Genomic DNA, 13997 nt, shown 5'->3' on the forward strand with positions numbered 1-13997 from the left:
CCCCCCCCCCCCCCGCCCCCCCCCCCCCCCCCCACCCCCCCGGGGCCCCCCCCCGGGGGGTGGGGGCCGCGCCGCCCCCGGGCCGGGGGCCCCGGCCCCACAATTCGGCGACCAACCCCCCCCGGCGCGCCCGGTTTGGCTCCACGTCGGCTCACGCCGAGGGTGTCTGCTCAGCCGCGGGATGAGGCCCTGAATGCTGCGGCCACCGCACCGGCAGTCCCGGAAGTGACTCAGACTTCCTCGGAGGACACAATCTTCTCGCCGTCTTTGGTGGCGCTGCCGGCCTTGAGCGCCGCGAGCCGCGCCTCGATCTCGGTTTGCTGACCCATGTCCTCGAGCGCCTCGAACTGGCGGTCCAGGGAGGAATCGGCGAGCTCTTGCTGGCCGGCCACGCGAGCCTCCTCGCGGCGGACCTTGTCCTCAAACCGGGAGACCTCGCTCGTGGGGTCCATGACGTCGAACGCCTTGAGGGAGTCCTGCACCTGGGCCTGGGCCTGGACGGTCTTCTGACGAGCGGCCAGCTCGTCACGCTTGGCGGAGAGCTCCTGGAGCTTGCCGCGCATGGTGTTGAGCCCGTCCTTGAGCTTCTCCACGACCTCGGTCTGGGACGCGATCTGGGGTTCGACCCCGCGGGCCTCGCTCTCGGACTGGATCTGACGTTGCAGCGCGACCTTGGCGAGGTTGTCGAACTTCTGGGCCTCGCTCTCCTTGCCGGACGAACGGAACTCCTCCGCCTTGTTGGACGCGGCCAGTGCCTTATTACCCCACTGGGCGGCCTCCTGGACGTCCTCGGCGTGGTCCTTCTCGAGCAAGCGGAGGTTACCGATGGTCTGGGCCACGGCGGACTCCGCCTCGCGGATGTTCTCGGTGTAGTCGCGGACCATCTGGTCCAGCATCTTCTGGGGGTCCTCCGCGGAATCGATCATCGCGTTGATGTTCGCCTTGGCCAGCTGAGCGATCCGCCCGAAAATGGACTGTTTGGACATGGTGTTCTCCTCTTCTCGTATCTCGGACAAAACTGAAATCTGTCACGGGGCGGCGGGTGCGTCGCTCACCCGGAGGGGGTCAGAAGTTCCCGCCCACACCGCCGTCGAAGCCACCGAAATCGCCGCCTCCGCCGCCGAAACCGCCGCCGAAGTCACCGCCTCCGCCGCCGTAGTGGCCCCCGCCGATGCCGCCGTTGAGGATCCCGCCCAGCAGGATCCCGCCGAGCATGGCACCACCGAGGCCGTTGCTGCGCCGGCCGTAACCCATGCCGCCGTAGCCCATGGGGGAGTTGTAGAACTCGTCCACGTCCGTCTGTGCGGAGCGCTGTGCGGAATCCGCGAGGCGGATGGACTGGTTGGCCTCGTTGAGTGCCCGCTCGGGATCAGAGTTCTGCAGTTGCTGCGCGATCTCCAGGTGGCGTTCGGCCTCCGCGAGTTCCGTGCGCGCGCGGGCGCCCACACCGCCGCGGCGCGCCCACACGTAGTCGGACGCGGTGGTCAGGCTCGCCTGCGCGCTCACGAGCGCGTGGGACAGGGTCTCGCGCGCGGAGCGGGCGCGGTCGTTCGCGCTACGGACGTCGTCCAGGCCCTTGTCGAGCTCGGCCTTGGCCTGCGCGAGTCGGCGGGCGGAGCCCATGGGGTCGTAGCGCCCGGAACGCATGTTCTGGGTCACGGTCTGCAGCACGGAGCGCACCCCGGCGGCGGCACCCGCGAGCTCGGGACGGGAGCCCTGCTGGACCAGTCCCTCGGCCTCGGCGACGTCCCGCTGGGCGATGCTCACGGCGTCCTTGAGGGACTCCTCGGCCTTGGCCAGTTCCCGGCGGGCGTTCTCCACCGAGGTGATCAGACCCTCGGCCTGGCCCTGCGCCTCCTCGGCGGCTCGGATGTTGAGCACGGCCTGGGAAACCTGTCCCGCGTCCAGGTGCTGTTGGGCCTGGGTGATCGCGGAGTCGGCGAACTCGAGGCGTTCGCGTGCCTGCTCGCCGTTGTCCCGCACGGGGGCCAGAGCGGCGTCGTCGTACGTTGCGTGCAGCGAGACGAGCAAGGACTCGGCGTCCTGCAGGCGCGGCTGGACACCGGCCACGGCGTGGCGCACGTCCTCGAGCGCCTCGGGGGCGCGGGTCTCGAGTTGACGCAACTGCGAGAAGTTCTGTTCCTGTTCCGCAAGAGAGCCGCGCGCCTGGTTGGAGCGCTCGATGATTTCCCCGAGCCACGCGCGCTGGTCCGCCTCGGTGTCCGGGATGTGGTCCTCGAGCTTCTGCTGCAGCTCGAAGGACGCGCGCATATGCTCCTTGGCCCGCGCGAGCGCGTGCTCGAACGGCTGGGTCTGCTCGCGGCCGTACTGCAGCTGCGCGAAGGTGAGTTCCTGCTCGGAGTGCTGGATCGCGTTGTCCGCCTCCACGAGCGCCGAACCCGCGCGCTTGTGCAGCTCGGGCAGGGGCACGAGCGGTCGCTGCGGCGCGCTGCTGCCGTTGTGCGGTCCCGGGGCCTGGGGTGCATCCGCACGACGACGCCGCCCGCGCATGAGCGACGCGACGCCCACGCCCGCGGCCGCGAGCCCGCCGAGCACCACGACCCCGCCGACCACACCGCCGGCCCCGTTCAGGCTCACCCCGCCGAGTTTCGAGTCGATCCCCTTCACGGCACCCTGGGCGGCGGCGTCCCAGTTGCCGTTGCGCAGGGCCGGGACGATGTTCTCGTTGTAGATCTCCTGGGTGTCCGAGCGGGACAGGGGACCCGCCGAGTTGGCCACGAACCGCGCCTGGCGGGTCTCGGTGGCCACGGTGAGCACGGCGTCGTTCGTCCCGAAACCATTGTTCCGGGCGAAGTCCTGGACCCACTGACCGGGATCGGTGGGGTTCGTGAACCGGTCCACGTACACCACGTAGAGCGTGATGTTGTGTTCGCTGGCGACCCTGTTGATCTCGTCCTGCAACTGCGACGTGTTGCCCAGGACGTTGGCCGAATCCACGATCCGTGTGCCGGGGTCCACCTGCTGAGGGGGCTCGGCCAGGGCGGCGGGCGCCGCGAACAAGCACACTCCCGAGAGTACGGTCGCGGAAACAGCGCGGCGCCAAACGGTGTGTGAATTCATGACCCTCGTTCCAATCGATCTCAGCCCGGCGGACGCCCGCCCGGGGATCGTCCCCGGGACATGATGGTCGTCCGAGTCACAGACTACGCTGAACGGACAATGCGGTCACGAGATCAGCGAGCGTCCCGGAGATCGCCAGACAACGTGCAGGAATCGGCCAGTTCTCACAGCCGCGGCTCAGTACGCCCGGGCATACTGGGCCACCGGAAGCCGCCGGGCGGGTCCCGGTATCCGCATCCAGACACACGATCCCTCGACGTCCTGTCACAGTCCTGAAGGAGAGAACATGGCCGATTCCTATGACCCCCGTGCGGGCGGCGATCCCCAGCGTCCCGTGCCCCGGTACGGCCAGTACGGCTCCGGGACGGAGGGCACCGGCCAGGGTTCGCCGTGGCACGCGCAGGACACCCAACCCATCCCGCCCGCGGGCGAACACCCCGGCGCCACCGGGGGTTACCAGTACGGCACCTATTCCGGTGGTCAGGACGGCTACACCGCGGCGTCGCAACCGGCCGGTGGTGCTGCGACCGCCACGACGCCCAAGCGCAAGTTCTCGGCGGGTGCCCTGGTCGCCGGGATGGTGCTCGCAGGGCTGATCGGTGCGGGGACCGCGGTGGGGACCGGCGCCCTCGCCGAGAACAACGGCGTGTCCGCGGCGGGCAACAGCTCCCCGGTGATCGTGAACAACACGGAATCGGTCAACCAGATCACGGGGGCCACCCACAAGGCCTCCCCGTCCGTGGTGACGATCTCCGCGTCCGCCGGGGACCGCGCGGGGACGGGGTCCGGTGTGATCCTGGACGATCAAGGACACATCCTCACCAACACCCACGTGGTCACGCTGGACGGCGCGAGCTCGGATGCCAACCTGGAGGTCCAGACCTCGGACGGTTCCGTGCGCAAGGCCAGCCTCGTGGGCACGGACCCCGAATCGGACCTCGCGGTGATCAAGGTGGACCCGAGCGGTCTCACGCCCGCGGAGTTCGGGGATTCGAGCAAGCTCAACGTGGGGGACACCGCGATCGCGATCGGCTCACCGCTCGGGCTGAGCGGGACCGTCACGGACGGCATCGTCTCCACGCTCAACCGGACGATCGCCGTCGCCTCCTCAGCGGCGCAGGAGACCCCAGAGGACTCCCAGCAGGGCGGCGGCGGGCAGGACTTCTTCTTCAACTTCCCGGACAACGGGCAGTCGGGCTCGCAGTCCGCGAAGTCGAGCGTCTACCTCAACGTCCTGCAGACGGACGCGGCGATCAACCCCGGCAACTCGGGCGGCGCGCTCGTGAACTCGAGCGGTCAGGTGATCGGCATCAACGTGGCGATCGCCTCGGCGGCGGGGTCCTCCTCGAACGACTCCTCCAGTGCGGGGAACATCGGGGTGGGATTCTCGATCCCGTCCAACACGGCCAAGCGGGTCGCGGACGAGATCATCAAGGACGGCAAGGCCACGCACGGCTACCTGGGCGCGTCCGTCTCCGCCTACACGCCGTCCGGGAGCAACTCGGAGCAGTTCTCCTCGGGTGCCCTCGTGCGCAGCGTGCAGGACGGCTCCCCGGCTGCGGACACCGGGTTGCGCGCGAACGACGTGATCACGCAGTTCAACGGCAAGCGCATCACGGACGCGGACGCCCTCACTGCCGGCGTGCGGGAACTCGCGGCCGGGACGGAGGCGGAGGTCACCTACCGGCGCGGCGGGGACGAGCACACGGCCAAGGTCAGGGTGGGCAACGCCGCCGAGCAATCGGGCAAGTAGGCGCCCGCGGCTCCGGCCGCGCCGACGGCGTTCACGACGGCGCTCGCAGGGTGTGCATACGCACGGTACCCGGCGAGCGCCGTCGTCGTGGCGGGATCACACGCCGTCGGGGAAGCCCAACTGCCGCCAGGCCTCGTAGAGTGCGATGGATGCGGAGTTGGCGAGGTTGAGGGAGCGACGCCCGGGCAGCATGGGGATCCGGACGTGTTCGGTGACGTGCTCGTCCTCGAGGACATCGGTGGGCAGCCCCGTGGACTCGCGGCCGAAGAGCAGGACGTCCCCGTCCTGGTAGGTCACGTCCGTGTGGCGGGTGCTCGAGTGGGACGTGAACGCGAGGACCCGGGCGTCCCCGAGCGCGTCCCACAGCGCTTCCACGCTGGGGTGCACGTCCATGACCGCGAGATCGTGGTAGTCCAACCCCGCCCGGCGCAGGTGGGCGTCCCCGAACGTGAAGCCCAGGGGCTCCACGAGGTGCAGGCGCGCGCCCGTACAGGCCGCCAGGCGGATGGCGTTTCCCGTGTTGCCGGGGATCTCGGGGGTGTGGAAGACGAAATGCAGCATGGCTGCGAGTGTAGGCGCGTCCGCCCGGCACGGCACCGGCGGGGCGGGGCGTTGTATCGACGCAGCCGGGGGTCTCACCGGCGGTGCGCTGGGGGAGGTCGCACCGGAGGTGCGCGGCCGAGGGAGGGCCGCGGTGGGCGCGCCTAGAATTGGACCCATGCCCACAACGCGCGTCTACATGGATCACGCCGCCACGACCGACATGCTGCCCGAGGCCGTCGAGGCCTACGTGGCGCAGGTCCAGCGCGGCGGCAACCCCGCGTCCCTGCACTCGGGTGGGCGCTCCGCGCGCATGGCCCTGGAGACCGGGCGGGACAGCGTGGCCGCCGCGTTGAACGCGGAACCGGTGGAGATCATCCTCACGTCCGGCGGGACGGAAGCGGACAACATGGCCGTGCTCGGGCTGTTCCGGGCGGCCCGGGACGCGGATTCGCGTCGCACCGTGATCGCGCTGTCCACCGTGGAACACCACGCGGTATCCGAGGCCGCCGAGTGGCTCGCCGCGCACGAGGGCGCCGAGCTCGCGTGGCTCGAGGTCGATGCCGACGGCCGGGTGGACCCCGACGACCTGCGGGAGCTGCTCGCCCGCCGCGGCGACGAGCTGGCCCTGGTGACTGTGATGTGGGCCAACAACGAGGTCGGCACGGTGCAACCGATCGCGGAGCTCGCGGCCCTGTGCGACCGGGTGGGGGTGTCCTTCCACGTGGACGCCGTGCAGGCGTTCTGCGCGGTGCCCGTGGACGCGCACTTGCCCGGGATCAGCACTCTTGCGGTGTCCGCACACAAGCTCGGCGGTCCGATGGGTGTGGGCGCGCTGTACGCCCCCCGCACGGTGACGTTGGCCGCCACGAGTTTCGGCGGGGGCCAGGAGCGCAGCGTGCGTTCCGGCACGGTCAACGCCGCGGGGGCGGCCGCGTTCGGTGCCGCAGTGCACGCCGCCCAGCGTGATGCGCACGCCGAGTTCGTGCGTCGCGCACGATTGCGCGACACCCTCGTGGCGGGGATCCGCGAACGGGTCCCGCAGGCCGTGCTGCGCGGGCCCGAGCCCGGCGCACCCGAGGACGAGTGGGCGCGCCCCACGCGGCTGCCGGGCAACGCACACTTCACGTTCCCCGGGTGCGAGGGCGATTCCATGCTCTTCCTCTTCGACGCCGCGGGGGTCGCGCTGTCCACGGGCTCGGCGTGCAACGCGGGCGTCCCGCGCGCATCCCACGTGTTGCTGGCCATGGGCGTGCCCGAGGAGACCGCGCGCGGTGCCCAGCGCTTCTCCCTGGGACACTCGAGCACGCCGGACGACGTCGCCGCGGTGCTGGCTGCCGTGGCGGAGGTCTACGACCGCGCCCACACCGCGGGGCTGTCCGGGCACGTCCCGGGCTTCGCGTCCTGAGCAGCGCCGTCAGGAACCGCGGAGTGGCCGGGAACGGCGGGGTCGGGAACGGCGTCGTCGGGAACTGCGGCGCCGTCGGGAATAGCCCCGGCGGCGCGCTGGTTGTTAAACCGGTTCGACCCACAATTTTCGACCCTCGACGGACCTGGAGGAATTGACGTGCGTGTTCTGGCAGCGATGAGCGGCGGTGTGGACTCGGCGGTGGCCGCGGCGCGCGCCGTGGACGCGGGGCACGACGTCACGGGCGTGCACCTGGCGCTGTCCCGCACCCCGGGCACGCTGCGCACGGGCGCGCGGGGGTGTTGCACGATCGAGGACTCCCGGGATGCGTGGCGCGCGGCCGAGAAGCTCGGGATCCCGTACTACGTGTGGGACTTCTCCGAACGGTTCCAGGCGGACGTCGTGGACGACTTCGTGGCCGAGTACGCTGCGGGGCGTACCCCCAACCCGTGCATGCGCTGCAACGAGAAGATCAAGTTCGCGGCCCTGCTCGAGAAAGCGCTCGCCCTGGGGTTCGACGCCGTGTGCACGGGCCACTACGCCAAGGTCGTGACGGATGCGGACGGGCACAAGGAACTGCACCGCGCGGCCGATTGGGCCAAGGACCAGTCCTACGTGCTGGGCGTGCTCACCGCCGAGCAGCTTGAGCACGCGATCTTCCCCCTGGCCGAGACCCCGTCCAAGGCGCAGGTGCGCGCCGAGGCTGAGGAGCGCGGGCTGTCCGTGGCCAAGAAGCCCGATTCGCACGACATCTGCTTCATCCCGGACGGGGACACCCGCGGGTGGCTCGAGGACCACATGGAGCTCGCCCCCGGGAGGATCGTGGACACCCAAGGCACCGAACTCGGTGAGCACCGCGGCGCGCACGCCTACACGGTGGGTCAGCGCCGGGGTCTGCACATCGGCCGGCCCGCCCCGGACGGCAAGCCCCGCTTCGTCCTGGAGATCCGGCCCAAGACCAACGAGGTGGTCGTGGGGCCGGAGGCCCTGCTGTCGATCGACGTCATGGAGGGCATCCGCCCGTCGTGGGCTGGGCTCCCGCCCCGCGAGGTCGCGGCGATGGCCGAGGACGTGGACGGTCGCTCCGATGAGTTCCCCGTGACGGTCCAGGTGCGCGCCCACGGCGATCCCGCGCCGGCGCGCGCGTGGCTCACCCGGCAGGACGGGCAGCAGCGGTTGTCCGTGCGCCTCGACGAGCCCCAGCGCGGTGTGGCTCCCGGGCAGACCATGGTGCTCTACCAGGGCACCCGTGTGCTGGGCCAGGCCACCATCGACGCCGCCTTCGCCGATCGCGCGGCCGCGGCCGCGTCCTGAGCCCCACGTGGGGCGGCATGACCGCCACACGACCGGGCGCCGGGCGCGCCACCATTACAGTGGACGCATGAGTGCAGTTACCGACCCCGCCGACCACGCGCCCGTCGACTCATCGGGAGCCGATTCACCGGGCACCGACCGTCCCGCGGACAGCGCGTTGACGCGATTGGAAGCCATTCGCGGCACGATCGACAACATCGACGCCGCACTCGTGCACCTGCTTGCCGAACGCTTCAAGGCGACCCAACAGGTGGGCAAGCTCAAGGCGGAGAACGACCTCCCGCCCTCGGACCCCGAACGCGAGAAGACGCAAATCCACCGGTTGCGCCGACTTGCGGAGGCCGCACACCTGGATCCCGAGTTCGCGGAGAAGTTCCTGAACTTCATCATCAGCGAGGTCATCCGCCACCACGAAGCCATTTCCGAAAACCACCAGCGCAGCACCGACGCATGAGCGAAGCAGTCACCGCGACCCTCACCCGTTCCCTACGGGGCACGGACCTCCTCGAGACGTTCACCGTGCTGCGCGGCGAGCTGGGCGCACCGCACCTGGCCACCGTGCCGCTGCTGCCGGAGCGGGGTCCGCACGCCGAGCTCGCGGCCCGCACGTGCGCCGTGCTCGATTCCCTCTACGCGGACCGGCAGCCCCACGGGTGGCGGATCAGCGGTGTCCCCGGCGACGACTCCCGCCGTGCACGCCGGCAACTGGAGAGCGACCTCAACATGGTCGCGGACGTCCTGGGCGCCGAATCCGGCGCGGACACGGGACCGATCACCTTCTCGCTGCTCGGCCCGGTCTCCCTCGCGGCGACCGTCCACGTGCACAACGGGGAGAAGCTGCAGTCGGATCCCGGCGCTCGCCGTGATCTCGCGCAGTCGTGGTGCTTGGGCATCGCAGACCTCGTGGCCGTGCTGCGGCGCAACACGGACGGGCGCGGTGTCGTGCTGGTGCTCGAGGAACCCGAGCTGGAACGCGTGGTGACCGGGCGCATCCCGACCGCGAGCGGCTACCGCACCCTGCGTGCGCTGCCGCGCCAGGAACTGCGCGCCACGCTCTCGGACGCCGTGGCCGCGTGCCGTGCGACGGGGGCGGAGACCGTGGTCCTGGACGCGGGCGCCGTCGGGATCGACTGGACCCCGCGGGTCGGCGCGGACGCCGCCGTGCTTGGTCTGCCGGACGGGCCCACCGAGCAGTGGGAGCCCCTCGCGGCCCTGCACGAGGCGGGGGTGCGGTTGTGTTTCGACACCGTCCCTGTGGCCGGGCGCACGCCCGTGTCCGAGCTCGTGCGGCGCGTGCTGGGCCCGTGGCGTGAGCTGGGCATGGATCCGGCGGCGTTGCTGGGAACCGTGCTGGCGCCGTCGGCGCGGATCAGCGAGCTCACCCCGCCGGAACTGCCGGACGCCCTGCAGCGGGTGACGCACCTGGGCGGCGCGCTCACCGAGGCGTGCAACGAGGGTTGAGCCCGGCCAGGCCGTAGAATCGAGGGCGTACACGGACGCCGATCCCGGCCGCTCCGGGTGTCAGGGACGAGCGCGAAAGCGGGCCATGAAAGCAAGAATCCTGGTGGTGGACGACGACGCCGCGTTGTCCGAAATGATCGGCATCATCCTCGCGTCCGAGGACTTCGAGCCCGTCTACTGCTACGACGGCGCCGGCGCCCGGGACGTGTTCCGCGCCTCCGAACCGGACCTCATCCTCCTGGACCTCATGCTCCCCGGCATGGACGGGATCCAGGTGTGCCAACAGATCCGCGCCGAGTCGGACATCCCGATCGTGATGCTCACCGCCAAGTCCGACACCGCGGACGTGGTGCGCGGGCTCGAGGCCGGCGCGGACGACTACGTCCCCAAGCCCTTCAAACCCGCCGAGCTCGTGGCCCGCGTCAAGGCGCGTCTGCGCCCTATGGACCGCGGGGCCACCCAGGAGATCACGCTCGGGGACATCGTGATCGATGTGACCGGGCACAGCGTGACCCGGGCCGGGCAGGAGATTTCCCTGACCCCGCTGGAGTTCGACCTGCTCGCGACCCTGGCGCGCTCGCCGCACCAGGTGTTCAGCCGGGACGAGCTGCTGCGTGACGTGTGGGGCTACCCCCACGCCGCGGACAACCGCCTGGTCAACGTGCACGTGCAGCGGTTGCGCTCCAAGGTGGAACGCGATCCGGAGAACCCGGAGGTGGTCCTCACGGTGCGCGGGATCGGCTACAAAGCCGGGGGACACGCGCATAAATGACGTCCGCCCCGGCGCGACCCGTGGCGCACAGCCCCGCCGAGCGGCGTCGACCCAAACGCTTCCGCAGGATCCGGCTGGGTCGGCGCATGCTCATCCGCCGCTGGCGGCAGTCCCTGCAGTTTCGCGCGATCGCCGTGGCGCTCACGCTCACGTCCGTGGCGTTCCTCGCCACGGGTAGCTTTCTGTCCCACCAGATCGCGGACCGGTTGTTCACCGACCGCCTGGACCAGGTGCTCGAGGAGGCCCGCAGCGACATCCGCACCGCCCAAGCGAGCTTCGACGCCTCGGACGCCTCCGACCGCACCGAGGTCCAGGCGCTGATCAACTCCACGCTGGGCGGGCTGAGCCAGGACACGAGCACCACCGACCACCGCTGGATCCTGATCCCCCTGGACCAGGGCGCGGGGCAGTTGTTCGTGGGCGTGCAGACCGAGAGCGCGTGGATGACCTCCGCCACCGTGCCCCAACAACTGCAACGGCGCGTGGCCAATGGGGACGGCACGTACTGGCAACCGGCCTCGGTCCGTATGGCGGAGAACGAGCCGAAGAAACCGGTCATCGTGATCGGGGACGTAGTCCAGCTCAATCAGAACTCTCGCTACGGGTTGTACTTCGTCTACGATTTCTCGGACCCGCAGGCCACCCTGGACTCGATCCACGCGGTGCTGTTGCTGTCCATGGTCGCGCTGTTGCTGCTCGTGGGAACCATCGTGTGGTACGTGACCCGGGAAGTGGTGCGCCCGGTCTCGAGTACGGCGCGCGTGTCGCAGCGGTTGTCCGAGGGTGATCTGGACGTGCGCATGGAGGTCCACGGCAGCAACGAGGCCGCCCGGTTGAGCCGTTCGTTCAACCGCATGGCGGATTCCATCCAGGAGCAGATCACCCAGCTCGAACAACTCTCGTCCATGCAGCAGACATTCGTCTCGGACGTCTCCCACGAGCTGCGCACGCCCTTGACCACTGTGAAGATGGCCGCGGAGGTGCTCTACAATGCACGCGAGGACTTCGATCCCGTCAACCGGCGCTCCGCCGAGCTGCTGCACAACCAGGTGGACCGCTTCGACTCGTTGCTCTCGGACCTGCTCGAGATTTCACGGTTCGACGCCGGCGCGGCCCGCCTGGACATGGCGTCCACGGACATCTTCACCGTCATCTACGACGTCGTGGAGGCGTGCGCGCCGCTCGTGCTCGAATGCGGTTCGGAGCTCACGGTGCGGTCCACCCTGACCCGCTGCGTGGTGCAGATGGACCAGCGGCGGATCGACCGGATCCTGCGCAATCTCGTGATCAACGCGCTCGAGCACGGGGAGAGCAAGCCCGTGGACATCTACGTGGGCGCCAACGAGAACTGTGTGTCCGTGGCGGTGCGCGACCACGGCATCGGGATGACCGAGGAGCAGACGACCAAGGTCTTCAACCGGTTCTGGCGCGGGGATCCCGCGCGCGCTCGCACGGTGGGCGGTACGGGCCTGGGGCTCGCGATCGCCACGGAGGACACGCGGTTGCACGGGGGCGCGCTCACGGTGTGGGCCGAACCCGACAATGGCGCATGCTTCCGGCTCACCCTGCCCCTGCTGCGGAACCAGGTGCTGGATCCAGAGCAGCCCAATCCGCTGCCCATGCCACCCGTGGAACAGCACAGCGAATCCACCGCTCGGGTCACCGACACCGGTTCGTTGCAGCTCACTGCCCCGGCCGTGCGCCCGAGCGAGGACCGGGACACGGGCCAGCTGCTCATGGACTTTTCGGACGCCGACGTGGCCGCCGGGGAGCCAGCCGCGACGACGGATGCGAACGCCTCGGCACAAGAGCGCACGGGCTCGAGCGCCTCGCGACACCGTGATCGGACGGAGGAGTCATGAATCCCGCAGACCACGATCGGACCCGTGATCGGGCGGATGCCATCCGGGCCGTCGGGGACGCGCGCCGGGTGAGCGACGTCGTGTTCGGGACCACGCGGCGTCGGGCGCGGTACACGGGCCTGGCGTGCGCGATGGTTCTGGGCCTGACCCTCTCCGCGTGCGGGGCCATGCCGCGCTCCGGGCCCGTGCACAAGGTGATCGAGCCTACGGAGCAGACCCAGCAGTCCGCGATGCCCTTCAATCCCCAGGGGCCCCGGGTGGGGGCCACGGCCCAGGAGATTGTGGAGGGGTTCCTGGCCGCCGGGGTGGGCGCGCAGGACGACTACTCCGTGGCCCGCCAGTACCTCACACCGCAGCTCGCCGCGACCTGGAAGCCGGATACCCGCGTGCTCATCCACTCGGGGGAGCCCACCACGGTGCCGCGGCTCAACGACGGCGAATTCCGCACGAGCATGGAGGTCAGCGGGGAGCTCAGTGCCAGCGGCGTGCTCGCCAAGCAGCCCTCGGGCAGCACGCGCGTCCTGGATTTCGTGCTCACCTCGGTGGACGGGCAGTGGCGGATCTCCCGGGCGCCCGACGGCGTGGTGGTCCCGCAAGCGGACTTCGAGAAGATCTTTTCGCCCACCAACCTCTACTTCTACTCGGCTCAGGACAGCAAGTACCTCGTTCCGGATCCGCGGTGGTTCGCGACCCGCTCCACGACCTCCACGGCGGCGGTGCGCGCGCTCATGCGCGGGCCCGCCGCGTATCTGGGCAATGCCGTGACCAGTGCGATCCCGCAGGGTACCGCGCTGTCCCGTTCGGCCGTGCCGGTGTCCGGGGGGACCGCGGCGGTGGACCTCACGCTCGCGAGCTTCGACCCCGCGGAGGTGAACCAGGCACGCCGGATGGAACAACAGCTGCGGGCCACCCTGCGCACCATCCCGAACGTGGACGACGTCGAACTGCGGATCAACGACGCCCCGGTGGACACCTCCGGCGGCAGCGACAACGACCCGATCCAGACCGTGACCGTCCCCAACCGGCAAATCGGGGTCTCCGACAACAAGCTCGCGTTCTACCAGGGCGGCCAGACCGAACTGATCCCGGACCTCACGGTGCCCGAGGGCGTCACGCTCAGCAAACCGGGAATGGGCGTGGAGGCCGGGGCCTTCGGGTTTGTGGACAGCGCCGGTTCCACGGTCTACACCGTGTCCCCCGGACAGCAACCCCGGCAGCGGTGGTCCGGGTACAAGCCCACCCGGCCGAGTTTCGACAACCTGGGGTGGGTGTGGGGCGCGGACCGCTCCGGGACCGTCCGGGTCGTGCGGGCGTCGTCGGAGGGGCAGGGTGACACCGTGTCCGCCTCGTGGCTCGACGACCAGCACGTGGCGTCCCTGCGGATCTCCCGCGAGGGCAGCCGGGCGCTCGTGGTCACGACCGACGCCGCCGCGACGCGTTCCACCGTGTGGATCGCGGGCGTGGTGCGGGACGCCTCCGGCAGACCCACCGAACTCGCGAAGGGCAATGCCGTGGCCACGGGCGTGGACGTGGACACCGCCCAGTGGATCGGCCCGGACGAGTTCGTGTCCAGTGCCCTGGACCAGGACACCAACGCGCAGCCCCGCCGGTACACGATCGCGGGCAAGGTGGACGAGCTGCCTGCCCTGACCGGGGTGACCTCCCTGGCCGGGGGCAACGGGTCCGCCGCGGTGTACGGCGCCTCGGACGGGCGGCTCTACATGCTCACGGGCAGTTCCTGGGCGCTGCAGAGCGAAGAGGTCACGGACACCGCATTCGCGGGGTGAGCACCCGTTCCTGAGTGGG

11 protein-coding genes are annotated in these 13997 nt (G+C 70.4%); 8 read left to right on the forward strand and 3 right to left on the reverse strand.

Annotated features, from left to right (window positions below; all coding sequences use genetic code 11):
- Positions 1 to 230: 230 nt before the first annotated feature.
- Both A5728_RS03880 and A5728_RS03885 read right to left on the reverse strand, forming a co-directional pair.
- Positions 231 to 986, reverse strand: coding sequence for a PspA/IM30 family protein (locus A5728_RS03880; RefSeq protein WP_064845797.1), 756 nt, complete (start codon positions 984 to 986; stop codon positions 231 to 233).
- A 79-nt stretch (positions 987 to 1065) separates the two neighbouring features.
- Positions 1066 to 3081, reverse strand: a complete 2016-nt coding sequence (locus A5728_RS03885) for a TPM domain-containing protein (protein ID WP_064845798.1) — start codon at positions 3079 to 3081, stop codon at positions 1066 to 1068.
- Between the two features lie 286 nt (positions 3082 to 3367).
- On the opposite strand from A5728_RS03885, the gene A5728_RS03890 reads away from it, so the two are divergent.
- Positions 3368 to 4834, forward strand: coding sequence for a S1C family serine protease (locus tag A5728_RS03890; protein ID WP_064845799.1), 1467 nt, complete (start codon positions 3368 to 3370; stop codon positions 4832 to 4834).
- Positions 4835 to 4930: 96 nt separating this feature from the next.
- On the opposite strand, the gene A5728_RS03895 is transcribed toward A5728_RS03890, so the two are convergent.
- Entirely contained in the window at positions 4931 to 5395 is a 465-nt protein-coding gene (locus A5728_RS03895; protein ID WP_064845800.1) for a tRNA (cytidine(34)-2'-O)-methyltransferase, read from the reverse strand.
- A 157-nt stretch (positions 5396 to 5552) separates the two neighbouring features.
- Here A5728_RS03895 and A5728_RS03900 point away from each other — a divergent pair, with 157 nt between their 5' ends.
- The 7 genes from A5728_RS03900 to A5728_RS03930 all read left to right on the forward strand — a co-directional run bounded on the left by A5728_RS03900 (position 5553) and on the right by A5728_RS03930 (position 13978).
- Complete coding sequence (locus tag A5728_RS03900) at positions 5553 to 6782, forward strand: cysteine desulfurase family protein (protein WP_064845801.1); 1230 nt, start codon at positions 5553 to 5555, stop codon at positions 6780 to 6782.
- Positions 6783 to 6941: 159 nt separating this feature from the next.
- On the forward strand, positions 6942 to 8096 hold the full coding sequence (mnmA, locus tag A5728_RS03905; protein ID WP_064845802.1) for a tRNA 2-thiouridine(34) synthase MnmA: 1155 nt from the start codon (positions 6942 to 6944) through the stop codon (positions 8094 to 8096).
- 67 nt (positions 8097 to 8163) lie between these two features.
- Entirely contained in the window at positions 8164 to 8550 is a 387-nt protein-coding gene (locus A5728_RS03910; protein ID WP_064845803.1) for a chorismate mutase, read from the forward strand.
- A complete protein-coding gene (locus A5728_RS03915) occupies positions 8547 to 9557 on the forward strand; it encodes a hypothetical protein (RefSeq protein ID WP_064845804.1) in 1011 nt (336 codons plus the stop codon). Before A5728_RS03910 ends, A5728_RS03915 begins: the two co-directional genes overlap by 4 nt.
- Before the next feature lie 85 nt (positions 9558 to 9642).
- Entirely contained in the window at positions 9643 to 10329 is a 687-nt protein-coding gene (mtrA, locus tag A5728_RS03920) for an MtrAB system response regulator MtrA (protein WP_064845805.1), read from the forward strand.
- Positions 10326 to 12191: an MtrAB system histidine kinase MtrB gene (gene mtrB / locus A5728_RS03925; RefSeq protein WP_064845806.1), complete on the forward strand. Its 1866-nt coding sequence runs from the start codon at positions 10326 to 10328 to the stop codon at positions 12189 to 12191. Before mtrA ends, mtrB begins: the two co-directional genes overlap by 4 nt.
- The gene (locus A5728_RS03930; protein WP_231885497.1) at positions 12188 to 13978 is read left to right on the forward strand and encodes an LpqB family beta-propeller domain-containing protein; all 1791 of its coding nucleotides are present in this window, start codon (positions 12188 to 12190) and stop codon (positions 13976 to 13978) included. Before mtrB ends, A5728_RS03930 begins: the two co-directional genes overlap by 4 nt.
- Positions 13979 to 13997: the final 19 nt, after the last annotated feature.

Source organism: Kocuria sp. ICS0012, assembly GCF_001665945.1.
In the GTDB taxonomy this organism is placed as follows: domain Bacteria; phylum Actinomycetota; class Actinomycetes; order Actinomycetales; family Micrococcaceae; genus Kocuria; species Kocuria marina.